The 22,378-nt window shown below is 65.4% G+C and carries 26 protein-coding genes; 16 read left to right on the forward strand and 10 right to left on the reverse strand.

The window, feature by feature from the left end; translation table 11 throughout:
- Positions 1 to 2: 2 nt before the first annotated feature.
- The 12 genes from ACQP2D_RS02620 to ACQP2D_RS02675 all read left to right on the forward strand — a co-directional run bounded on the left by ACQP2D_RS02620 (position 3) and on the right by ACQP2D_RS02675 (position 10,188).
- Positions 3 to 473, forward strand: coding sequence for a DUF3180 domain-containing protein (locus ACQP2D_RS02620; RefSeq protein ID WP_433685501.1), 471 nt, complete (start codon positions 3 to 5; stop codon positions 471 to 473).
- Positions 474 to 543: 70 nt separating this feature from the next.
- Entirely contained in the window at positions 544 to 1,593 is a 1,050-nt protein-coding gene (locus ACQP2D_RS02625) for a DUF6779 domain-containing protein (protein ID WP_433682131.1), read from the forward strand.
- Positions 1,594 to 1,932: 339 nt separating this feature from the next.
- Positions 1,933 to 2,877 carry a Rossmann-like and DUF2520 domain-containing protein gene (locus ACQP2D_RS02630; RefSeq protein WP_433682132.1) on the forward strand — a complete coding sequence of 315 codons (945 nt, stop codon included), beginning with the start codon at positions 1,933 to 1,935 and terminating at the stop codon, positions 2,875 to 2,877.
- Positions 2,874 to 3,830, forward strand: a complete 957-nt coding sequence (panC, locus tag ACQP2D_RS02635) for a pantoate--beta-alanine ligase (RefSeq protein WP_433685502.1) — start codon at positions 2,874 to 2,876, stop codon at positions 3,828 to 3,830. Before ACQP2D_RS02630 ends, panC begins: the two co-directional genes overlap by 4 nt.
- A 14-nt stretch (positions 3,831 to 3,844) precedes the next feature.
- Positions 3,845 to 4,264 (forward strand): aspartate 1-decarboxylase, encoded by a 420-nt coding sequence (gene panD / locus ACQP2D_RS02640; protein WP_433682133.1) that lies wholly within the window; start codon positions 3,845 to 3,847, stop codon positions 4,262 to 4,264.
- A complete protein-coding gene (locus ACQP2D_RS02645; protein ID WP_433682134.1) occupies positions 4,264 to 5,058 on the forward strand; it encodes a type III pantothenate kinase in 795 nt (264 codons plus the stop codon). Before panD ends, ACQP2D_RS02645 begins: the two co-directional genes overlap by 1 nt.
- 221 nt (positions 5,059 to 5,279) lie before the next feature.
- A complete protein-coding gene (locus tag ACQP2D_RS02650; protein ID WP_433685503.1) occupies positions 5,280 to 5,870 on the forward strand; it encodes a cysteine dioxygenase in 591 nt (196 codons plus the stop codon).
- An 8-nt stretch (positions 5,871 to 5,878) separates the two neighbouring features.
- Entirely contained in the window at positions 5,879 to 6,301 is a 423-nt protein-coding gene (locus tag ACQP2D_RS02655) for a rhodanese-like domain-containing protein (protein ID WP_433685504.1), read from the forward strand.
- A gap of 309 nt (positions 6,302 to 6,610) precedes the next feature.
- Positions 6,611 to 8,077: a lysine--tRNA ligase gene (gene lysS / locus ACQP2D_RS02660; RefSeq protein WP_433685505.1), complete on the forward strand. Its 1,467-nt coding sequence runs from the start codon at positions 6,611 to 6,613 to the stop codon at positions 8,075 to 8,077.
- Between the two features lie 115 nt (positions 8,078 to 8,192).
- Positions 8,193 to 8,552, forward strand: coding sequence for a histone-like nucleoid-structuring protein Lsr2 (locus ACQP2D_RS02665; RefSeq protein ID WP_040686163.1), 360 nt, complete (start codon positions 8,193 to 8,195; stop codon positions 8,550 to 8,552).
- 251 nt (positions 8,553 to 8,803) lie between these two features.
- On the forward strand, positions 8,804 to 9,364 hold the full coding sequence (locus ACQP2D_RS02670) for an FHA domain-containing protein (RefSeq protein WP_433685506.1): 561 nt from the start codon (positions 8,804 to 8,806) through the stop codon (positions 9,362 to 9,364).
- A gap of 143 nt (positions 9,365 to 9,507) precedes the next feature.
- Positions 9,508 to 10,188 carry a DUF1772 domain-containing protein gene (locus ACQP2D_RS02675; RefSeq protein WP_433682135.1) on the forward strand — a complete coding sequence of 227 codons (681 nt, stop codon included), beginning with the start codon at positions 9,508 to 9,510 and terminating at the stop codon, positions 10,186 to 10,188.
- Between the two features lie 223 nt (positions 10,189 to 10,411).
- Here the strand turns inward: ACQP2D_RS02675 and ACQP2D_RS02680 are convergent, their stop codons facing one another.
- From ACQP2D_RS02680 to ACQP2D_RS02690, 3 genes are read right to left on the reverse strand one after another with little or no spacing between them, the layout of a single operon-like run.
- Complete coding sequence (locus ACQP2D_RS02680) at positions 10,412 to 10,585, reverse strand: hypothetical protein (protein WP_433682136.1); 174 nt, start codon at positions 10,583 to 10,585, stop codon at positions 10,412 to 10,414.
- On the reverse strand, positions 10,582 to 11,727 hold the full coding sequence (locus ACQP2D_RS02685; RefSeq protein WP_433682137.1) for a DUF6545 domain-containing protein: 1,146 nt from the start codon (positions 11,725 to 11,727) through the stop codon (positions 10,582 to 10,584). The genes ACQP2D_RS02680 and ACQP2D_RS02685 overlap by 4 nt, the downstream gene beginning before the upstream one ends.
- A gap of 14 nt (positions 11,728 to 11,741) precedes the next feature.
- Positions 11,742 to 12,242 (reverse strand): hypothetical protein, encoded by a 501-nt coding sequence (locus tag ACQP2D_RS02690; protein ID WP_433682138.1) that lies wholly within the window; start codon positions 12,240 to 12,242, stop codon positions 11,742 to 11,744.
- 183 nt (positions 12,243 to 12,425) lie between these two features.
- On the opposite strand from ACQP2D_RS02690, the gene ACQP2D_RS02695 reads away from it, so the two are divergent.
- The 3 genes from ACQP2D_RS02695 to ACQP2D_RS02705 all read left to right on the forward strand — a co-directional run bounded on the left by ACQP2D_RS02695 (position 12,426) and on the right by ACQP2D_RS02705 (position 16,945).
- Positions 12,426 to 13,364 carry an esterase/lipase family protein gene (locus ACQP2D_RS02695; protein WP_433682139.1) on the forward strand — a complete coding sequence of 313 codons (939 nt, stop codon included), beginning with the start codon at positions 12,426 to 12,428 and terminating at the stop codon, positions 13,362 to 13,364.
- A gap of 248 nt (positions 13,365 to 13,612) precedes the next feature.
- The gene (locus ACQP2D_RS02700; RefSeq protein ID WP_433682140.1) at positions 13,613 to 16,171 is read left to right on the forward strand and encodes an ATP-dependent Clp protease ATP-binding subunit; all 2,559 of its coding nucleotides are present in this window, start codon (positions 13,613 to 13,615) and stop codon (positions 16,169 to 16,171) included.
- Positions 16,172 to 16,297: 126 nt separating this feature from the next.
- Entirely contained in the window at positions 16,298 to 16,945 is a 648-nt protein-coding gene (locus ACQP2D_RS02705; RefSeq protein WP_433682141.1) for a vWA domain-containing protein, read from the forward strand.
- Positions 16,946 to 17,146: 201 nt separating this feature from the next.
- On the opposite strand, the gene ACQP2D_RS02710 is transcribed toward ACQP2D_RS02705, so the two are convergent.
- The 6 genes from ACQP2D_RS02710 to ACQP2D_RS02735 form a co-directional block, all read right to left on the reverse strand.
- Positions 17,147 to 17,950, reverse strand: coding sequence for an LLM class flavin-dependent oxidoreductase (locus ACQP2D_RS02710; RefSeq protein ID WP_433682142.1), 804 nt, complete (start codon positions 17,948 to 17,950; stop codon positions 17,147 to 17,149).
- Positions 17,951 to 18,098: 148 nt separating this feature from the next.
- A complete protein-coding gene (locus ACQP2D_RS02715; protein WP_433682143.1) occupies positions 18,099 to 18,383 on the reverse strand; it encodes a hypothetical protein in 285 nt (94 codons plus the stop codon).
- A 338-nt stretch (positions 18,384 to 18,721) separates the two neighbouring features.
- Complete coding sequence (locus tag ACQP2D_RS02720) at positions 18,722 to 19,162, reverse strand: OsmC family peroxiredoxin (RefSeq protein ID WP_433682144.1); 441 nt, start codon at positions 19,160 to 19,162, stop codon at positions 18,722 to 18,724.
- A 94-nt stretch (positions 19,163 to 19,256) separates the two neighbouring features.
- On the reverse strand, positions 19,257 to 19,715 hold the full coding sequence (locus tag ACQP2D_RS02725) for an SRPBCC family protein (RefSeq protein WP_433682145.1): 459 nt from the start codon (positions 19,713 to 19,715) through the stop codon (positions 19,257 to 19,259).
- Between the two features lie 26 nt (positions 19,716 to 19,741).
- Positions 19,742 to 20,062, reverse strand: coding sequence for a DMT family transporter (locus ACQP2D_RS02730; RefSeq protein WP_433682146.1), 321 nt, complete (start codon positions 20,060 to 20,062; stop codon positions 19,742 to 19,744).
- Positions 20,063 to 20,089: 27 nt separating this feature from the next.
- Positions 20,090 to 20,734 (reverse strand): FMN-dependent NADH-azoreductase, encoded by a 645-nt coding sequence (locus ACQP2D_RS02735; protein WP_433682147.1) that lies wholly within the window; start codon positions 20,732 to 20,734, stop codon positions 20,090 to 20,092.
- Positions 20,735 to 20,849: 115 nt separating this feature from the next.
- Here ACQP2D_RS02735 and ACQP2D_RS02740 point away from each other — a divergent pair, with 115 nt between their 5' ends.
- The gene (locus ACQP2D_RS02740) at positions 20,850 to 21,461 is read left to right on the forward strand and encodes a TetR/AcrR family transcriptional regulator (RefSeq protein WP_433682148.1); all 612 of its coding nucleotides are present in this window, start codon (positions 20,850 to 20,852) and stop codon (positions 21,459 to 21,461) included.
- A 66-nt stretch (positions 21,462 to 21,527) separates the two neighbouring features.
- On the opposite strand, the gene ACQP2D_RS02745 is transcribed toward ACQP2D_RS02740, so the two are convergent.
- Entirely contained in the window at positions 21,528 to 22,364 is an 837-nt protein-coding gene (locus ACQP2D_RS02745; RefSeq protein WP_433682149.1) for an ABC transporter permease, read from the reverse strand.
- Positions 22,365 to 22,378 lie beyond the last annotated feature (14 nt).

A 22,378-nucleotide genomic window follows, 5' to 3' on the forward strand; every position in this document is an offset into this window, starting at 1 on the left:
AGTTGAAGCCGACCCGGATCCTGGACCTCGTCGCGAATGTCGTTGTCGCTGCCCTCATCGCCTGGCTGCTCACCCGCATGGCCTACGGCAGCTTCCCGCCGATCTCGATCTACGCGGGTGCCTCGCTCTATCCGGTGGCCGCGATCGAGGTGGCGCTCGCGTTCGTGATCCGGTCGCGGGTCAGTGACCATCAGATCGGTGATGGCACCCACCAGCTGCATCCGATCACCGCGGCCCGTGCGGTCGCACTCGCCAAGGCCTCCGCACAGGTCGGTTCGCTCGCCGCCGGTGTCTGGCTGGGCTTCCTGTTCTGGGTGTTTCCGCAGCGCGGCACCTTGAATGCCGCGGGCGCGGACAGTCCGGGCGCCATTGTCGGGATGCTGGCGGGGGTGGCATTGGTTGCTGCGGCGCTCTGGCTGGAGTATTGCTGCCGCGCTCCCGAGGACCCTTCCGACGATCCGGCAACTACGTAGAAAACATTCTTGCTGTTATTCCCCTGTGGGAATCTGGGCGCGGCTGGCTGATCAAGCTACCCTGGCGTGCATGGTTTCGCCCTCCCGTACCAGCACCTCTCGTCGACGGCGGGACGACGCGGGAAAACTGTTCATTGGCGCCTTGATTCTGCTCGGTCTGGTTGCCAGCGTTTTCCTGGTTTTCAGCGATCGTCTGCAGTTCGTCCGGATCGGCTTGGTCGCGGCGCTGTGGGCTGCCGTCATCGGCGCTTTGGCCGCGACGCGGTATCGCAAGGAAGCCACGATCGATAAGGCAAAGGTTCGTGACCTGCAAACGGTGTACGAGCTCCAATTGGAGCGCGAGGTCACCGCGCGCCGGGAATACGAACTCGGCGTGGAGGCGCGGGTGCGCGAGGAGGTCGGCGCCGACGCGGCAGAAATGGCCGCCCTGCGCGCCGAACTCACTGTGCTCCGGCAGAGCCTGCAGCGGCTCTTCGACGGCGATCTGCCGATGGATCGCCCCGCATTGCGGGCCGATTCGACCCGGATCCAGGAGCTGCCGAGCGCATTTGGAAATTCGTCCAACAATAGCTCGACGAATGCCGACGGCTGGCCGGATGCGGCGTCCCAGCAATCCCGCAGCAGTTTCACCCCCGTCTTCGTATCCGATCATCCGGAGACCCCGCTGTTCGCCAGCCCCTTCGACGATCCGGTGACCGCGGAGACCGCCGTCGTACCCGTCGACAATGTCGACGACTCGGAATTCACCGATGCCGATATCGACGATGGGTACCACACCGGACCGATCGGCTGGGCGGACGCGTTCACCGAGGATCCGGAAAAGACCGGCGTCCCGCCGCGGCTGGATCCGCTGGAGCCGACCGTGCCGCCGCGCCTGGCGGCGCCGGACCAGCATTCGTCGCTTGATTTCTCGACGCCGGAGGAGCCGTCCACCCCGACGCCACATCCGGAGTCACCCCCGCGCCCGACGACATCCGTCCCGCCCGTCGGCACCGCCGCCTCCCGCAGACGTCGGCGAGTCGATCCGGACGCCGATTCCGGCAATTCCTCACGCCGACTTTCGGTCGCCGAGATCATGGCCAACCTGGCATCCGAAGAAAACGGCCGGGGCGGTCACTGACGGGCTCTCACCTCCACCACGCCCAACCACCATGGAGCGAGTCTTACGAGCGACCGTTCGCGGCCCGTCTCGCGTCCGAGTCGTCGAAGCGCATGCGACGAGGTCGCGAGTCTCGGCCGCTGGACAGTGCACCTCGGGCACCGAACTCCCGCTCGTCGAGGTGACCACCATGGAGCGAGTCTTAAGAGCGAACACGCCGCGCCGGAGGAGCGGCCAAAGATACTGCGTTGTAGATCACGCGGGTGCCCCGTGGCATCGGCGCAGCATCGGCCGATATCCTCGGGACGTAACGTCTGGTACCCGCTTGCCCGGGACTGGAACGACATCGAGAGGACAACGTTGACCTCGAGAAGCGTCAACCCTGACAACGCTGCTTCGGGTGACCCCGCGCCCGCACGCCTGACGGTGGGAATCGTCTCGGCGGGACGCGTCGGCTCTGCCCTGGGCGCGGCACTGGAGCGAGCCGGACACGTGGTGTTCGGTGTCGCTGCCATATCCGATGCCTCCGTGCACCGGGCGCGCACTCGACTGCCGGATTCGGAGATCCTGCCCGTCGAGCAGGTGGCCGCCCGCAGCGAACTGCTGCTGCTCGCCGTGCCCGATGCCGAATTGCCCGGTCTGGTGCGCGGTCTGGCCTCCGCCGGTGTGGTCCGGCCGGGCGCGATCGTCGCGCACACCTCCGGCGCCAATGGCGTCGGCCTGCTGGCTCCGCTGGCCGAGCGCGGCGCACTGCCACTGGCCATCCATCCCGCGATGACCTTTACCGGACATGATGAGGATGTCGCCCGGCTCGGCAATGCCTGCTTCGGCATTACCGCCGCCGACGAGATCGGTTTCGCCATCGCGCAATCGCTGGTGATCGAGATGGGCGGCGAGCCGGTCCGGGTGCAGGAAGAGAATCGCCAGCTCTATCACGCCGCACTCGCACACGGCAGTAATCACCTGGTCACGGTGATCCTGGACGCGGTGGACGCATTGCGCGCCGCGCTGGCGGGTCCCGGTCTGCTCGGCCAGCAGATCGTCGACGATCAGCCCAACGGTCTGGCCGAGCGATTGCTCGCCCCCTTGGCCTCGGCCGCACTCGATAACGCGCTGCGCCGCGGGCAGAGCGCGCTGACCGGTCCGGTGGCGCGTGGCGATACGGACGCCGTCGCGGCACATCTGGCGGCATTGGCGGCCGTCGATACCCGGCTGGCCGCGGGCTACCGTGCCATGTCGCTGCGCACGGCCGAGCGCGCGAAGACCGATCCGGCTCTGATCGAGCTGCTGGAAGGAGGCCGATAGTGGATCCGAAATTGCGCGACGCCTACCGGCGCGGTGAGCTGACCGTGCACCACGATCCCGAGGTGATCGCCGCGGTCTCGAAGGCCTTGCGCGGCGTCGGACGCACGGTCGGACTGGTGCCGACGATGGGCGCGCTGCACGAGGGGCACCTCGAGATCGTGCGCCGGGCCAAGCGGACCAATCAGGTGGTCATTGTCTCGATCTTCGTGAACCCCTTGCAGTTCGGTGCGAACGAGGATCTGGACAAGTACCCGCGCACCCTCGACGCCGATGTGGAACTGCTGCGAGCGGAAGGTGTGGAGCTGGTATTCGCGCCGAGCGCCTCCGATATGTATCCGGACGGCCCGCGCACCACCGTGCACCCCGGCCCGATCGGCGCCGAGCTCGAAGGCGCCAGCCGCCCGACCCATTTCGCGGGCATGCTGACCGTGGTCGCCAAGCTGCTGAATATCGCGCGTCCGACCGAGGCATTCTTCGGTGAGAAGGACTATCAGCAGCTCACACTGATCCGGCAGATGGTGCGGGATCTGAATATGGATGTGCGGATCGTCGCATTGCCGACGGTGCGCGAATCCGACGGACTCGCGCTGTCCTCCCGAAATCGGTATCTGGATGCGGCGCAACGCGAATCGGCACTGGCCCTGTCGGCCGCGCTGGCCGCGGGGCGGCATGCGGGCGCACTCGGCGCGGATGCCGTGCTCACGGCCGCGCGTGCGGTGCTCGACGCTACCCCCGGTGTCGATGTCGACTACCTCGAACTGCGGTCGTCCACACTCGGTCCGGCCCCGGCGAACGGCAATGCGCGGCTGCTGGTCGCCGCCAAGGTCGGTGCCACCCGCCTGATCGACAACACCGCCGTCGCACTCGGCGCGCCCGTCGACGGCGGCCATCCGACACTTCCCGATTCGCGTACCGCCGCGACCGACGCCCAGCCTGCCAAGGCCAACATTTAGGAAAGGCGACAGCGATGTTGCGCACCATGATGAAGTCGAAGATCCACCGCGCCACGGTGACCCATGCCGATCTGCACTACGTCGGTTCGGTGACCGTCGACCAGGATCTGCTCGATGCCGCCGATCTGCTCGAGGGCGAGCAGGTCTGCATCGTCGATATCGACAATGGCGCCCGCCTGGAGACCTATGTGATCGCCGGTGAGCGCGGTTCGGGTGTCATCGGGATCAACGGCGCAGCGGCACATCTCGTACATCCGGGCGATCTGGTCATCCTGATCGCCTACGGCATGATGGATGAGCGGGAGCTGAAGGAGTACGCGCCGAAGGTCGTCTTCGTCGACGAGCGCAATCGGCCGACCGATCTCGGCGCCGATCCGGCACACGCGCCGGACGGTTCCGGTCTGGTCAGCCCGCGCTCGCTGACCGCCGTCTGATGCTACTGACCATTGATGTCCGAAATACGAGCATCGAGCTCGGATTGTTCTCGGGCAGTGGTAATCACGCAAAGCTGGTGCGGCACTGGCGTATGCATACCAATCCGCTGCTGACCGCCGATGAATTCGCCATGCAGGTGCGCGGGTTGGTCGGTGCGCAGGTGGAAGAGATCATCGGAGTTTCCGCGCTGTCCACGGTGCCGCCGGTACTGCGCGAGATCAGATCGATGCTCACTCGCTATTGGGATCATGTGCCGCATGTGGTGGTGGAACCCGGTGTGCGAACAGGTATTCCGCTGCTGGTCGACAATCCCAAGGAAATCGGTGCCGACCGCATCGTGAACACACTTGCCGCACATCATCGTTTCGGCACGGCCGCGATTGTCGTGGATTTCGGCACCGCAACCACGGTTGATCTGGTGTCGGCGAAGGGCGAGTTTCTCGGTGGGGTACTCGCACCGGGTGTGGAGATCTCCAGTGAGGCGCTGATCGAGCGCGCCGCATTGCGCCGGGTCGAGTTGGCCCGGCCGCGCTCGGTGGTCGGCAAGAACACCGTCGAGGCCATCCAATCCGGGGCGATTTTCGGTTTCGCGGGTTTGGTGGACGGCCTGATCGATCGGATTCGCGATGAATTCGACGCGTTCGCCGGTGACGATGTCGCGGTGGTCGCGACCGGCACCACCGCACCGTTGATCGTGCCGGAATCGGAGACCATCGACCACCATGAGCCGCATCTCACGTTGACCGGATTGCGCCTGGTCTACGAGCGCAATCAGCGCCGTAAGGGTGGTTGATATGCCCATCCGGGGTGCGCGCGCATGATCGGCCGCTTTGCCGCCGGTTTTCGCGCTGCTACACTCGCTCCCGTGTATTCCCGTGTGCGCACCCAGGAGTGTTGTCGAGGCTGACCTGCCTCGACCGATCGAGGCTGACCAAGTCCCTCGACCGTTGACATACTCCTGGAGATTCGCTCATGCGTTCTTCTGTTCTTTCCATCAATTCCGCACGTAGCGCCCTGACGGCCACCCCGCCGCTCGATCGCGCTGTCTCCTCCGCATTACCCACTCGCCTGCGTCCCGCCGATCTGCTCCGGCTGACCGACGAGGGCGCCGAAGACGTACTCGCGGGGCGCTACGACCACCTGTTGCCGGCCAATGGAATTTGGCCCATCGAGGAACGCTGGGCCACCCGGCTGCTTTCCGATGACGAGGTCGATGTCTGGCTGATCAGCTGGACGCCGGGCAAGTCCACCGAATTGCACGATCACGCCGGATCACTCGGCGCGCTGACCGTGCTCAGTGGTGCGCTCTCGGAATTCCGCTGGAACGGAACGGAACTGCGCCGCCGCACACTGACCGCGGGCGACCAGGCATCTTTCCCGATCGGCTGGGTGCACGATGTAATGCGCGCACCGGCCGTCGCCGGTGACTCCTTGCAGGTCGCTCGAAACGGTGCGGCCGAATCGACCGGGCCACTCGATCCCACCCTCAGCGTGCACGCCTATTCACCGCCGCTGACCGCCATGTCCTATTACGAGGTGACCGGTCACGGCACCTTGCGCCGCACCCGAACCGTCCTCACCGACCAGCCCGAAGGTGATATGTAATGACCCGTTTGACCATCGATCAGATGCTCGACAACGCACGGGCCCGCCTGAACCGCATCTATGCCTTTGAAACGACCGAGGCGGTCGACCGGGGCGCGATTCTGGTGGATATCCGGCCGCAGGCGCAGCGGGCCCGTGAGGGCGCGCTGCCGGGTGCGCTGGTGATCGAACGGAATGTCCTGGAATGGCGCCTGGACCCGTCGAGTTCGGCCCGGCTGGCGCTGGCCACCGATCACGATGTGGAATGGATCATCGTCTGCTCGGAGGGCTATACCTCCAGTCTCGCCGCGGCGGCGCTACAGGAACTCGGGCTGCATCGGGCCACCGATGTGATCGGCGGCTACCAGGCTTTGAAGGCGGCCAGCCTGCTCGCGGTCGGCGTTCGGGCCCCGCACTTCGCCCGTGAGGTCGAGGCGCTGGCAACGCTCTAATTAGGGCGGAAACCACTTCCATCTCGAAACATAGCGGCGCGCAATAGCTTTCGATCCGGCACCGGTGCGCGCCCGGTATTCGGCGTGCCGGACAACGCCCGAAAACGGGCTGTTGTGGCCCGTTCCGGGCGCTGTCGATTCGGGCCCGGCGGGTCATCCCCGGGCGGCCCGCAAATCGATTTCCGGTGCCCGCTAGGGTTGTTGAACGTGAGCACCCCGAACACGCCTTCATCCGGTCGCTCCGCGGGTTCGGTTCCTGCGGGGCAAACCAACCGTCCCGCGCCCACCGCGGACGACGTTCCGGAGCAGATGCGGATTCGGCGCGAGAAGCGCGAGCGGCTGATCGCCGATGGCGGTGAGGCCTATCCGGTGGTGGTGCCGCGTACGCATACCCTCGGCGAAATTCGGGCCGCCTATCCGGCGCTCGAGCCGGATACCCAGACCGGTTTGCAGGTCGGTGTCGTCGGCCGCGTCATATTCATGCGTAATACCGGCAAGCTATGTTTCGCGACGCTGCAGGAGGGGGACGGCACCAAACTGCAGGCGATGATCAGCCTCAACGGCGTCGGCGCCGATGCGCTCGCGGCCTGGAAGGCCGATGTCGACCTCGGCGACTTCGTATTCGTGCACGGTGAGGTGATCTCCTCGCGGACCGGGGAATTGAGCGTTATGGCCGATTCCTGGTCGATGTCGGCCAAGGCGCTGCGGCCGCTGCCGGTGGCGCATAAGGAGATGAACGAGGAGTCGCGGGTACGGCAGCGCTACGTCGATCTGATCGTGCGTCCCGAGGCCAGGGAAATGGCCAGGACCAGGGTCGCGGTGGTGCGCGCGATGCGCAATGCGCTCGAGCGGCGCGGCTTCCTCGAGGTGGAGACGCCGATGCTGCAGACGCTGCACGGCGGTGCGGCGGCGCGGCCGTTCGTCACCCGTTCCAACGCCCTCGATATGGATCTCTACCTGCGAATTGCGCCGGAACTGTTCCTCAAGAGGTGTGTGGTCGGCGGCCTGGAACAGGTCTTCGAGATCAACCGGAACTTCCGCAACGAGGGCGCGGACTCCACACATTCCCCGGAGTTCGCAATGCTCGAAACGTATCAGGCATACGGCACCTACGATGACTCCGCGCGGATGATTCGGGAATTGGTGCAGGAAGTTGCCGAAGAGGTCTTCGGTACCCAGGTGGTGACACTTGCAGATGGCACCGAATATGATCTCCGTGGCGAGTGGGCAACGGTGGAGATGTACCCGTCGCTGTCCGATGCACTTGGCGTATCAGTGACACCGGAAACGTCGATCGAGGAATTACTTGCGCTCGCCGATCGGGTCGGTCTGGAAATTCCCGAGGACAAGGGCTATGGCCACGGCAAACTGGTCGAAGAACTGTGGGAGCACCAGTACGGTGACAAGCTCTACGCACCGACTTTCGTCCGTGACTTCCCGGTGGAGACATCACCACTGACCAGACAGCATCGCAGCAAGCCCGGAGTTACCGAGAAGTGGGATCTCTATGTGCGTGGCTTCGAGTTGGCAACTGGCTATTCGGAGTTGGTCGATCCGGTGATCCAGCGTGAGCGGTTCGTGGATCAGGCGCGGCTGGCCGCACAGGGTGATGACGAAGCGATGGTGCTCGATGAGGACTTCCTTGCCGCGATGGAGCACGGCATGCCTCCGACAACGGGTACGGGTATGGGAATCGATCGCTTGTTGATGGCACTGACGGGATTCGGAATCCGGGAAACGATACTGTTCCCAATTGTGCGTCCAGTCACTCGCTGACGATCGGATTGCATAGCTCGGCCCTCGTCTTGGAATTTTCGGAATTCGGGGTATTCTTGCCTCGGGTAATCGGCCTAGTATGCGGGTCGCACGATTTCGAGAGGACGTTCATCTCATGGCAAAGAAGGTCACCGTTAGCCTGATCGACGATGTCGATGGTGAGTCCATCGCGGACGAGACCATTGAGTTCGCGATCGACGGTGTGTCGTACGAGATCGACCTGTCGTCGGCAAATGCGGCGAAGCTGCGCGACGGGCTGGAAGAGTGGGTTTCGAGTGCTCGGCGCGTCAGTGGCCGGCGCCGGGTCAAGGCTGCGGTCGCTGCTCCCGGGGCTGCGAAGAGCCGGGTCTCGATCGATCGTGAACAAAGTGCTGCAATTCGCGAGTGGGCGCGCCGGAATGGACACAAGGTGTCCGCGCGGGGTCGTATCTCGGCTGACATCACCGATGCGTACAACAAGGCCGCGAAGGGCTGAGTTCTTATTTTATTGGGCCGCCGCCCGGGCGAATCGTGCGACGCCGGGGCGGCGGCTCGTTTGTGATAGGCCTTCGATATGAGGATGGTCCGGAGTCGATTCGATCTTGCTCGCGGTACCAGGACGCGGCACCATGGAACTGTGCAAAGGACGTCACTGGCGGTATGGAGAGATGAGGTATCGGCGCAGTGACTGGTTTCATCGGATCGTTGTTGCGATTCACTGATGACTCGGGTCGTCAGCAGGAGCTGATGCTCACCCCCGACCAGCAGCGCGTCACCATCGGACGGTCCCCGCAGGCCGATCTGGCGCTGCGCTGGGACGCCGAGGTCTCGCGCCTGCACGCCGCTATCGAATACCTTGGCGCGCACTGGACGATTGTCGATGACGGCCTGTCCCGCAACGGCACCTTCGTCAACGGTGAACGACTCGTCGGCCGCCGCCGTCTGATGGCGGGCGATCGCATCCGGGTCGGCACCTCGCTGGTTTCGTTCCACGAATTCGGGGGCGTGGTCGATGACGCGACGCGAACCTCGACCGGCACCATTCCCACGCTGCGCTCGCTGACCGATACCCAGCGGTCGGTGCTGATCGCGCTGTGCCGTCCGTATAAGAACGGGGCGGGTTTCGCGACTCCGGCCTCCAATCAGCAGATCGCCGAGGAGTTGTTCCTCAGTGTCGATGCGATCAAGACTCACCTGCGGGCGCTGTTCGCCAAGTTCGGCGTGGAAAATCTGCCGCAGAATCAGAAAAGGGTCCGACTGGCCGGTTTGGCTATGCAGAGCGGGTTGATCTCTGATAGGGACTTGTGAGTCCATTCCCTGCGGGGTGTGGACGCTGGCTTAGGTAGCCGAGCGCCTCAGCCATGGATGGTCTCGACGGCAACCGGTGTACTCGAGTCATCGCCGGACCGAGTAATTCCGACCAGGTCCGGGCTACGAGGCAGGAGAAATTCATGTTCGCGCTACGACTCGCCGCGCTGGTGGCGGCCACGCTCGCAACCGGCCTGATCGCTGGCGTCTTCTACGCTTATGCGACGTCGGTGATGCCCGCGCTGAACCGCACCGATGACCGCGCGATGATCGACGTGATGCAGAAGATCAACGTGGTCATCATCAACCCGTGGTTCATGATCGGGTTCATGGGCACCGTCGGGTTCACCGTCCTGGCGGCCGCGCTGCACCTGGGCAAGGAGCACCGCACCACGCTGATCTGGCTCGGTATTGCCCTGGCGCTCAATGTGATCGCCTTCGCGGTCACTTCCGGATTGAATGTGCCGCTCAACGATCAACTGGCGGCCGCGGGCGATCCGGCCCAGATCGCCGACCTGGCCAAGGTGCGTGCCGATTTCGAATCCGCTTGGGTGCGTTGGAATATCATTCGGGCGATCCTGCACACGCTGGCCTTCCTGGTGCTGAGCGGTGCGCTGTTCGTCGCCGGTATCCAGCACGGGCGCACACAGGCCTCGGGTGCGGTTGCCACCCAGCAGGTTTCGCAGGCGCAGCCGGTGCCCGCCGCCGGATTGCAGACCGCCGGTCAGCCCTACCGCGCGCCGATCATGGCCCAGCAGTACGCATTCCGGCCGACGACCGCGCAGTACGCCGCGCACCCCGCGGGGGCGCAGCACCTCGGTTAGGGTCGGCTCGTGCGCGACCGAGTCGCTCGCCCGGCCATCCGAACACCCAAGGCGGTCCTCGCGGCCGCCGTCCATCCACTCGCTATCTGTGCCGCCGCCGGTGGGTCGATCAGTGATCGACCCACCGGCGGCGGCTTTTGGTATGGCAACTCCGAATCCGCCAGGGCGGAGCGTGTTCTCGTGGACCGATACGGGGCGAGTGCCGCCAATTTCGTCATCCTGGTCACCGCGCCCGGTGTGCGCCGCCATGGCCGCTGGAACGCGCCTGACGGCCGATCTGCGGGCCGAAAGGCATCACCGCCGCGGATTCGTACTGGACGCCGTACCGGCCGTCGGTGCTGTGCACGCAGGACGGCAATCGCGCACTCACTGGTTGGGGTCTGACGGCGTCGGTCATGCCGGAAATGGTGTCTGCTCGACTTCGGCAATGGCGCGCGCCTGCTTCCAGCATGCCGCGAGTGCGGTGAGTTCGGCGATTTCCGCATCGACATCGGCGGCGTTGGACGGTGTGGCCAAGATGTTTCTCGAGGGCGCGGCGCCAATTGTCTTGGCGGCACACGCCTGTGCCAGTCGGACCGCGTACCGCAGTCGATCAAGGTCGGGCTTGTCGACGGAACCAATTTCCGGCGGCTCGGGTGGCGCGTATCGCGACAGGATGCGTTGGCAATCGCGAATCTCGATTACCGTGCGGTGCAACAAGAATCGGCTGCCGAGGCCGTTGGTGTGATAAACGATTTCCGGGCATGCCGCGGTGAGGTCGGTCCACAGCGGGAGCAGTCGTCTGCGGCTGCGTGCGTAGCCGTCCCGGCCGAGTCGTCCGATCAGCCGCAACAGCATCGGCACGGTCAGCGCCGATGCGAATACCAGGGTCTGATACAGCATGATGTCGCGGTCGGTCGCGGCCAGGAATCGGGCGAACGCCGTGTGCTCGCCACCGACCTGGAAAGCCGCTGAAATGGGCGCGCAGCCGAACGCGACCAGATGGAAACCGGGAAATACCGCTAGTGCGCCGTAGAGCAGGAATTCCCTGCGGTCCGGCCGCCCGCTCATCTGCGCTACGCACAAACGGATGACGAGGTAGTCGATCCACACGGTCGGCACCAACAGCGGAAGCCAGAATCCGAGCGGTGCCCAGCCGGTCTGGGATTCGATCATGATGCCCTGGTCGCGGGCACTCGCACCGCAGATCAGCGATACGACCGCGCAGCTGAGAGCCGTCCCGTGCACCGCGGCGGAGGAGTAGTCGCGACCGAGTGCGGTTGCCAGCGTCAGAATCATGAACCCAGCCGTCGCCGCGACGAGGATGAGGCCGAGTTGGAACAGCAGTGCGCTCGACAGCGCTCCGCGTGACGCCGCGACGATCGCTGCCTGCGGATCACGCTCACGAATAGTGGCAGCGGCGGTCAGCAGTCCGAATACGAGGGTGGCGCGGCGCTCGATCGCGGTCGACCGCACACTGACGATGCGAATCGCAACCACCGTCCACGCGTATGCGACCAGCGGCAGCGAAAAGGCCGACGGCCATGACGAGTGCGGCATGTGTCCGTAGCGGCTCAGTCCGGAAACATCGCATGGCGCAGCAGGGAACCGGGTGGCCCGGTCCGAGACTTGGACATGACCAGGGAGGCGAACAGTTCGGCCTGCCGTTCGGCCGTGTCGTCGTGGTCGCTGCGTTGCAGCACGCGAATCACCGTGGTCGGATCGATGCCGGGGAGCAATGCGCCGACGGTGTCGCGACGCGAGCGATCGGATTCGCCGTCCGCGTGATCGAGCAGCAGATGCCCGATTTCGTGGAGCACAATGTGGTCGGCGTGGTAGCCGGAACGGTTGGTGTCGTAGGCGATCACGACGTCATCGACGCGTTCGAGCACCAGCCCGCACGGCAGTGCCGTCGTCATTGTCGGAGGCAGGGGCAGCAGCCGGATCTCTTTGCCCACCGACTCGGAAACCTGCTGTAAGAAGACCATCCGATCCCATGGAGAGGGCACGGTCAATGTCGAGGTGACATTGCGTATCTGCTCGATGATCGGGTCGGAGCGCTTCCAGCGCTTCACGGCAGGTCCGATTCGAACACGCTCGCGACGCTACCGGACGGCTGCGTGGTGAGCGAGGCGGCAGGGACGGCCGTCACTTGTTGTCGGTCTTCATGATTCGTTCGGCGACTTGTCCGAAGTGGCTCCGTGGTGACCATAAGTTGCGCTACGTTCTGGAACAGGTTTCAGATTCCGGAGGTATCCATGCGGCGTGTTCCAGGGTCCGCGCTCGTCGTCGCGATACTCGCCGTGCTGTGGGTCGGCGCGGCCGGTCCGGCGCAGGCGGCGTATCCGGTCGACTACAACTTCTTCGCGGGTATCCCGAATGAGCTGGTCGATCATGGTGGGTCGCTGCCGGGGTCGAATGACTGGTCGTGCCGGCCGAGCGCCGAGCATCCGAATCCGGTGGTGCTCGCGCACGGCACCGGCGGTGGTGCGCAGACCAATTGGGGCGTCTACGCGCCGCTGCTCGCCAACGAAGGTTACTGCGTCTTCTCGCTGACCTATGGCGCCTACGACCTGCCGTGGCCGATCTCGGCGGTGGGCGGAATGCTGCCGATCGAGCAGAGCGCGGTGCAGTTCGGCGCATTCGTGGATCGGGTGCTCGCGGCGACCGGGGCGGCCAAGGTGGATGTAGTCGGACATTCGCAGGGCACGGTCGTGCCGAACTACTACGCGAAGCGCCTCGACGGTGCGGACAAGATCGATAAGTACGTATCGATCGCACCGGCCTGGCGCGGCTCCAACGCGGGCGGCGGCGCGGATATCGCGGCCTTCGCCGGCCAGCTCGGCGCCGGACCCTCCTTCCGTGCCGCGGTGGGCTCGCTGTGCCAGGCCTGTGTCGAGCTGCTGCGCGATTCCGCGTTCCTGACCGACCTCAATAGCGACGGCGTATATGTCCCGGAAATCACCTACACCAACATCATGACCAGCCTCGACGAGATCGTCGTGCCCTATACCTCCGGCTTCGTGGCCGGGCCGAATGTCACGAACATCGTCGTACAGGACGGCTGCGCCGCCGACTTCTCCGACCATCTGGCCATCGCGGGCAGCCCCCGCGCCGCCCGCTTCGTCCTGAATGCCCTCGATCCGGCGCATGCGCGCGAGGTGCCGTGCGAATACGTGCCGCCGTTCACCGGCTGACACCACGCCTGGGAAGCGTGGACGGCGATTTCGCTGAGGGCAAAACCTGAGCGGAAACGTATCCCGCAACTAGCACGTTATGAGTGAATGACCGTGCTGTCGCCGGTCACCAATAGGGTGGACTGGAGGCGGCTTAATCCCCTGCCAACTAGAGTGGAGGCCGGGGCCGCAACCCCCGGGCTTCATGGCAGGCTGACGCCAAAGAAGCGTCGGACGCCAGAATGTCGGAGCAGGAGAGTGAGGGAGCGATGTTCGAGAGGTTCACCGACCGCGCGAGGCGCGTCGTTGTCCTGGCCCAAGAAGAGGCCCGGATGCTCAACCACAACTACATCGGCACCGAGCACATCCTGCTTGGGTTGATCCACGAGGGCGAGGGCGTAGCGGCGAAGTCGCTGGAATCCCTTGGTATTTCGCTGGAGGGTGTGCGCAGCCAGGTGGAGGAGATCATCGGCCAGGGCCAGCAGGCCCCGTCCGGTCACATCCCGTTCACCCCGCGTGCCAAGAAGGTGCTGGAGCTGAGCCTGCGCGAGGCGCTGCAGCTCGGCCACAACTACATCGGCACCGAGCACATCCTGCTCGGCCTGATCCGTGAAGGTGAGGGTGTCGCGGCGCAGGTGCTGGTCAAGCTGGGTGCGGATCTCAACCGGGTGCGCCAGCAGGTCATCCAGCTGCTGTCCGGGTACCAGGGCAAGGAGCCGGTGGAATCCGGTTCGCGCGGCGAGGCCGGGACCCCGTCCACCTCGCTGGTGCTCGACCAGTTCGGTCGCAACCTGACCCAGGCCGCCCTCGAGGGCAAGCTCGACCCGGTCATCGGCCGCTCGAAGGAAATCGAGCGCGTGATGCAGGTGCTGAGCCGCCGCACCAAGAACAACCCGGTACTCATCGGTGAGCCCGGTGTCGGTAAGACCGCCGTGGTCGAGGGTCTGGCGCAGGCCATCGTCAACGGTGAGGTCCCGGAGACGCTGAAGGATAAGCAGCTCTACACCCTCGACCTGGGTTCCCTGGTCGCGGGCAGCCGCTACCGCGGTGACTTCGAAGAGCGCCTGAAGAAGGTGCTCAAGGAGATCAACACCCGCGGCGACATCATCCTGTTCATCGACGAGCTGCACACGCTCGTCGGCGCGGGTGCCGCCGAGGGCGCGATCGACGCCGCGTCGATCCTGAAGCCGAAGCTGGCCCGCGGCGAGCTGCAGACCATCGGTGCGACCACCCTCGACGAGTACCGCAAGTACATCGAGAAGGATGCCGCCCTGGAGCGCCGGTTCCAGCCGGTGCAGGTCGGCGAGCCGACGGTCGAGCACACCATCAATATCCTCAAGGGTCTGCGCGACCGCTACGAGGCGCATCACCGGGTCTCCATCACCGATGGCGCGCTGGTGGCCGCCGCCACGCTGGCCGACCGCTACATCAACGACCGGTTCCTGCCGGACAAGGCGATCGACCTGATCGACGAGGCCGGTGCGCGCATGCGCATCCGTCGCATGACCGCCCCGCCGGACCTGCGCGAATTCGACGACAAGATCGCCGATGCGCGCCGGGAGAAGGAAAGCGCCATCGACGCGCAGGACTTCGAGAAGGCCGCGCGGCTGCGCGATAAGGAAAAGCAGCTGGTCGCCAAGCGCGCCGAGCGCGAAAAGCAGTGGCGCTCCGGTGATCTTGATGTCGTGGCCGAGGTCGACGACGAGCAGATCGCCGAGGTGCTGGCCAACTGGACCGGTATTCCGGTGTTCAAGCTCACCGAGGAGGAGACCACCCGTCTGCTCCGCATGGAGGACGAGCTGCACAAGCGGATCATCGGCCAGGAGGACGCGGTCAAGGCCGTCTCCAAGGCGATCCGCCGTACTCGTGCCGGTCTGAAGGATCCCAAGCGCCCCTCGGGCTCGTTCATCTTCGCCGGTCCGTCCGGTGTCGGTAAGACCGAGCTGTCCAAGGCGCTGGCGAACTTCCTGTTCGGCGACGACGACGCGCTCATCCAGATCGATATGGGCGAGTTCCACGACCGCTTCACCGCATCGCGGCTCTTCGGTGCCCCGCCCGGGTACGTGGGCTACGAGGAGGGCGGCCAGCTCACCGAGAAGGTGCGCCGCAAGCCGTTCTCGGTCGTTCTGTTCGACGAGATCGAAAAGGCACACCAGGAGATCTACAACACCCTGTTGCAGGTCCTCGAGGACGGTCGTCTCACCGACGGCCAGGGTCGCACGGTCGACTTCAAGAACACCGTGTTGATCTTCACCTCGAACCTGGGTACCTCGGATATCTCCAAGGCCGTCGGCCTGGGCTTCACCCAGTCCAACGCCGAGGGTTCGAACTACGAGCGGATGAAGCTCAAGGTCAACGACGAGCTGAAGAAGCACTTCCGGCCCGAGTTCCTCAACCGCATCGACGACGTGATCGTCTTCCACCAGCTGACCACGGACCAGATCGTGGAGATGGTGGACCTGATGATCGGCCGCGTCGCCACGCAGCTGAAGAACAAGGACATGGAGATCGAGCTGTCGCCGCAGGGCAAGGCACTGCTCGCCAAGCGCGGCTTCGATCCGGTGCTCGGCGCCCGGCCGCTGCGTCGGACCATCCAGCGCGAGATCGAGGACCAGCTGTCGGAGAAGATCCTCTTCGGCGAGATCGGTCCCGGTCAGACCATCGTGGTCGACGTCGAGGGCTGGGACGGCGAGGGCTCCGGCGAGAACGCCAAGTTCACCTTCACCGGTAAGGCGAAGCTGACCAAGGCGCCCGCGACGGAGGAGAAGCCGGAGGTCGTGCTCACGGGTGCGGGCGAAGGCACCGTGTCCGAAGCCGCCAGCGAATAGGCTCGAACGCCTCGAGAATGCCGCCCACCGGATCTCCGGTGGGCGGCATTTTTCGTGGAATTCGCGGCTTCGCGCAGCGGCGTACCGTGGTGAGCGTTCATCGAATAACAACCCCGGGGGTGCTGGATGACAAATTCAGATCTGACGCTGATCGCCGTACTGCTGGATCGCTCCGGGTCCATGCAATCGATCAAATCCGATACCGAGGGCGGCTTCGATGCCTACATCGAGGAACAGCGCAAGGTGCCGAAGACGACCCTGGTGACGCTCGCGCAATTCGATACCGAATACGAATTGGTCTATGCGAATCGGCCCATCGACAAGGTGCCGCCGCTGAGCCTGCAGCCGCGCGGCGGTACCGCGCTGTATGACGCGGTGGGGCGGCTCGTGACCGATGTCGGTACCGAACTCGCCGCACGTCCCGAGCACGAGCGGCCGGGCACGGTGATCGTCGTGGTGCTCACCGATGGGCACGAGAATTCCAGTCAGGAGTGGACACATGCCGCGGTGCGGGCGCTGATCACCCAGCAGCAGGAGGTGTACTCCTGGGACTTCGTCTTCCTCGGCGCGAATATGGATGCCGTGGCCGTCGGCTCCGAGCTGGGCTTCGATCCACGTCGCTCGCTCACCTACGGTGCGACACCGGCGGGTACGGCCGGTGTATTCGCCTCGGCGGCAGCGTATTCGGCGCGGCGCAGTATGGCGGCGCCGGGGCAGGCCGTGGCAGGTTTCACCGATTCCGAACGGCGGGCGGCGAATCCGGACGGGCAGTAGTTTCGCGGGCCCGTCGGGCGGGTGCGGGCCGCTTCGAGGGCGCGCTCATCAGCGCAACGCCGCGGTCGCGAGAATTGCGACCGCGGCGTTATGGCCAATGCGGGCTGCGGCTGAGCGCGCGCTGGGAGCTACGGCTGCGAGCCGGCCACTGCTGCGAGCTGCGGCAGGGTGCCGCTGCGGGCATCGGCGCCAAGTGCGCTGTTAGGCAGTGGGCTTCATGAACCGGGCGAGTGTTGGGGCGAAAGCGTCGGCCAGCTCCCCGGGGACGATCAGTTCATCGATTCCGTACTTCTCCCTGCGGTATTCGAGCACCTCGGCGACGGTCGCCGGATCGCCGTCCAGCACACCCGCCGATCCGGCCGCCCGCAGGCCGGCCGCGGTGAGACCGAGCCGCTTGCTCAGCCAGAACGGCAGCTCGTCGCCGATGCCGACCAATTGGTGGATGAAGCGCACATCGCGATCGGTGTTGTCCCGGACCACCCGAACCATCTCGGCGAGATCGGCCTCGCTGGCCTCCGGTCCGGCGGCCAGCAGTACCCGATCGGCGAAATCCGCTGCGACAGTGAGCATTCGAGGTCCGTTCGCGGCGACGACGATCGGCGGCGCGGGATCGTGTTCGCGTACGGCCCGCACGGTGGCGATGAGTTGCTCGCGGCGCTGGGCCGCCGAACCCCAAGGCATACCGAGCCGTTCGGTCTCCGCCCGCGCATCGGGACGCCCCGACCCGATGCCGAGCTCGAATCGCTGGTCCGAAAGCAGTTGCAGTGCGGCCGTTTCCCGTACCGTGACGGCTGGGTCGCGCAGCGGAGCGGCCAGTACGTTCGGACGCAGCCGGATGGTGGTGGTCACCGCCGCCGCGGCCGCGAGCGCCGGGAACGGTGACGGGGTGTTCAGTGTGTCCGGAAGCAGAATGGTCCGGTAGCCCTGCTGTTCGGCGCCGCGTGCCGCGCGGGCCCATTCGGCACCCGAGCGGGGCGTGATGACGATTCCGAAGGTCATGCTCATGGTGTGGTCTCCCGTGATTCGGGTCGAATGATGATCGGGTTCGAATGACGACCGTGTGCTGGCGGCCGATATTCATTGGGCAAACGGTCGCTGCGATGCCCGCCGCTCATGCGGCCAACGGGCACAGCTCGTCGAAAACGCTTGTGGCTCAAGTAGCGGGAGTTTCCCCGCGCGGCTTGCCGCCGCGTTCGCGCAGCACCGCAAGTCGGCTCCGATATTGGTCCTCGGTGATCTCACCGCGTGCGAATGCGGTACGCAGCGCACCGATTCCGCTCTGGTGTCCCCAGAACCGCCGCCGCGCGAAGACGACAATGACAATGAAGGTGATCCAGAACAACAAGGGAACGATCCAGAAGAACGGCCAGGGATGCCAGCCGTCGTCATAGTGATCGGCCAAAAAGGTCATGGCCTCGGGTTGTGTGAAAATGTTCATGCCCCAACCCTGCTCCGGACACCCCCAGCCGGACATCGGCCTGCCGACGATATTCGTCCTACGCCTGTACGCGTATACGTTGGGTCGGGAAACGCCTCTGGCACCGGATATGCCCGATGTTTGCGGATGGCCGGCCCGGCTCATATGACGCAGTTGGCCGGGATGTTGCCAGATTCGCCCGGCGGCCACGATCCACGATTCGACTCACACATTGATCGCAGCTGTACCCCGGCATCCGGGGTACCCCGCAAAGGGGACGCAGCGCGGCAAATATGCGACCTCGCATAACCACTGGGCTCCTCGCACACCCTATGTGCGGTGTGCGAGGAGCCGGGAAGTCAGGCGAGGGCGGCGTCGAGGGTGATGTTGTCCACTCCGGCGAGGGCCTTGCTGACCGGGCACCCCGCCTTGGCGGCGGCCGCCGCGGCGGCGAAACCGTCGGCGTCCAGACCGGAGACCCGGCCGCGGACGGTGAGTTTGATGGCGCTGATGCGGAAACCGCCATCGGGGTCCGGGCCGAGGGTGACGTCGGCGGTGACGTCCAGGGTCTCGGGAGTGCCGCCCGCATTGGCGATCTGCGCCGAGAGCGCCATGGCGAAGCAGGAGGAGTGGGCTGCCGCGATCAGTTCCTCGGGGCTGGTGGTGCCGTCGGCATCGTCTGCGGCGCGCTTGGGGAAGGAGACGTCGTACTTGCCGACACCGGAACTGGCCAGCTCGACCTGGCCGGAACCATCCTGAAGGCCGCCGGTCCAAGCGGTGCGCGCGGTACGTGTGGGCATCACAGTCCTTTCGACAATGTGTGAATCACGATTCGCAGACGAACCTACCCGTCGCGTGCGCGGCGGGTGTTCGAAGGCGGCAGCCCGTATGGGCTCAGCGCTCAGCCGGTTCCGCGGTGCGCTGATCGAGTTGTTCGAGCACCAGTGGCCAGGCCTGTGCATGTCGGTCGCGGGCGGCTTCATCGGCAAATCCGGCATGTGCCAGGCGAAGTCGGGTGCCGGAGTCCTTCGGCGTGAATTCGATCGTCACCACGGTCTCCGTCCCCCCGGTGCCGCCCGCCCCGGTCACCCAGGTCAGCTCGGCCAATTGGTCCGGGACCAGGCGCAGGAACCGTCCGTAGTGCGGACTGCGCATGCCCTCGTATTCGGTTTCGAAGAAGAACGGCTCGTTCACGGCGGGGCGCATGAGCACCGAGCCGGGCGCCGCGAACCACCGGTCGAACCGTTCGGTCCAGGCGCGGTAGAGCAAGGGCGGCGACGCGCCCATGGCGCGCTCGACCTCGAGCCCGTAAGGCCGCGAGGACAGATCGGGTACCCGCACCGGTTCGACCATGGTTCGGACTGTACCGCCGCGCGTCCCTATTCCGGATTGGTGACGCGCGCGAGCACGATGCCGCCGAGGATCAGCGATAGCGACAGGAGCCGACCCGCGCTGAGCGGATCCTTGTTCACCACCACGCCGAGGCCGATGGCCCCTGCCGCGCCGATTCCGGTGAAGATCGCATACGCGGTGCCGACCGGCAGCGTCTGCATGGCCCGCGACAGCAGATACACCGCGACCGCGCCGAGTACGAAGCAGATGACGGTGGGGACGAGGCGGGTGAAATTCTCCGTCGGTTTGATGCTCTGCGACCAGATGATCTCCACCAGTCCGGCGACGCCGAGAACAATCCAATTCATCGCTATTCCGATCCTTTCGAGCGGGCGCTAGCGGCCGGCCAGTTTGCGCACGGATTCCATTGCGGTGGACAGGGACTCGTCGTGTTTGCCGCGCAAATGCGCCAGCGCCGGGTCCTGCCTGGCATTGGCGAGTTCCGCAGTGACGAATACGGTGTCGGTGACGGCGAAATGGCCAGCGAAGAAGTCGCGCAGATAGCGCTCCTGATAGTCGAAGGCCGCCTTCGGTGCGCCGGGCGTGTAGGACCCGCCGCGTGCGGTGGTAACGACGAATCGTCTGTCGCCCAAAGACATTCGCGGAAAGGTCACCTGGTCCAGCCAGGCCTTGAGTGCGGCCGGGATCGAGTAGTTGTACATCGGGGTGCCGATCAGGATCACGTCGGCGGCCAGCACCTCGGCCAGCAGCGGCTGCACGATCGACCAGGCGGCGGACTGTTCCGGCGTGCGGACCAATTCGGCGAGGCGGTCCAGGTCGGTCGCGGGCTGTGCGAGGACGGCGTCGCACAGTTCAGTCCATGCCTCGTCGATGAAGGGCACGGGCTCGGCCGCGAGGTCGCGGTAGATGTAGCCGCCGTTCGGATTCGCGGCGCGCCACGTCTCGGCGAATTCCGCGCTCAGTTCCCGGCTGATGGAACGGCGTCGGGCGCTGGCGTCCAGATGCAACAACGTGCTCATGATCGGCCCCTTCTCGGAGTTAATTGGACATTGTGTCCAGTTGGTCGCGAGATCGACTGTAACTACAACTGGACATTCTGTCCAGTTCCTTCGAATGTCGAGTACAGTCGGGGCCATGACCAGCGATATGGACCTGCTCGGCGGGCATCCGACCGCGGCACCGGCACCGCCGACCGAGCGCGCGGATGCGGCCCGCAACCGGGCCAAGGTGCTCGCCGCCGCTGCCGAACTGTTCGCCACTCGGGATCCGCGCACCGTGACGATGGATGACATCGCCAAGGCCGCCGGGGTCGGGCGTGGCACGCTGTATCGCCGCTACCCGGACAAGAATTCGATCGCGGTCGCACTGCTCGACGAACACGAGCGCGCCCTGCAGGAGAAGCTGCTGCGCGGTGATCCGCCGCTCGGCCCGGGCGCCGCACCGGCCGAACGGCTCGCCGCCTTCTATGCGGCGATGGTCGAATTACTCGACGGGCATGCGGATTTGGTGCTCGGTGCGGAGGCCGGTGGTGCGCGATTCGCGACCGGTGCGTATGGCTTCTGGTTTCTGCACGTGCGGTCGCTGCTGGTGGCCGGGGGCATCGAGGAGCCGGATGCCATGGTCGATCCGCTGCTCGCGCCGCTGGCCGCCGAGGTCTACCGGCATCAGCGTGAGCGCGGCCTCGGTGCCGCGCAGATCACCGCGGCACTGACGGAACTGGCCCATTCCGTGCTGTCCGAGCGCTGATCGCCCCGGAAGGCACGAAAACCGCTGACGAACTGTTGTCCGCCAACGGTTTCGGTGTCTGGTGGATCAGACCATATCGCGCCGGTGCACCAGCCACATCGTGGCCGCCGCGAAGAGTGTCACGTACGCCGCCAGTGCGATGAGCGACTGGGTTCGCGACAGGATGTCGAGCACTCCTGGCGTCGATGGCCCGTCAACGGTCCGCATTGCCCCGGCTATCGAACCCGCCGCGGTGCCGGGCAGGTGATCGGTGAGCACCTTGATCGGGCCGAAGATTGCCGCGACACCGCGCAGCAGGTTCTCGACCACCAGCACCCAGATCAGGCCGAGGCCGACGGCCAGCGCCGGACTGCGGGCGATCGTCCCGATCAGTGCGCCCGCCAGCGTCCACATCCCGAGAATCGCTGTGCCGGTGATGATTCCGTTCACTGCCTGCCCGAGTCCGGGCAGAGCGAGTGACTGCGATTGGGTCACCGCGATGATCGAGGCGATTCCGATATCCACGACGAATGCGACGCATACGAGCGCGATAACCGTGAGCGCCAGGCCGATCAGCGCGCCGCTGATCGCATTGACTCGCGACGGCCCCTGGGTGAGCACGGTTTTCCAAGTGCCCCAGCCATATCCGCTGCCAATGGTCAGCGCGCCGAGAATGAGCATCAACGCACCGCCGAACATCGCCATGCCCTGGGTGAATACCTCGGGCACCGCGGCGGGCAGCATCTGGTGCAGCAGAACATCTTTCGGCACGCCATTCGACATTGTCCGCATATCGCCGGAGGTGTAGGCGAGGTAATTGAACAAGTAGGCGAACGTGAGATTCAGCAGAATCCAGGTGCCGAGAATGATCCAGAACGCTGGCCACTTGCGCAGTCGCAGTATTTCCGCCTTCGTGCTCGCCATCAGATCTCTCATTG

Origin of the sequence: Nocardia sp. CA-119907 (assembly GCF_050955995.1) — a bacterium.
Taxonomy (GTDB): domain Bacteria; phylum Actinomycetota; class Actinomycetes; order Mycobacteriales; family Mycobacteriaceae; genus Nocardia.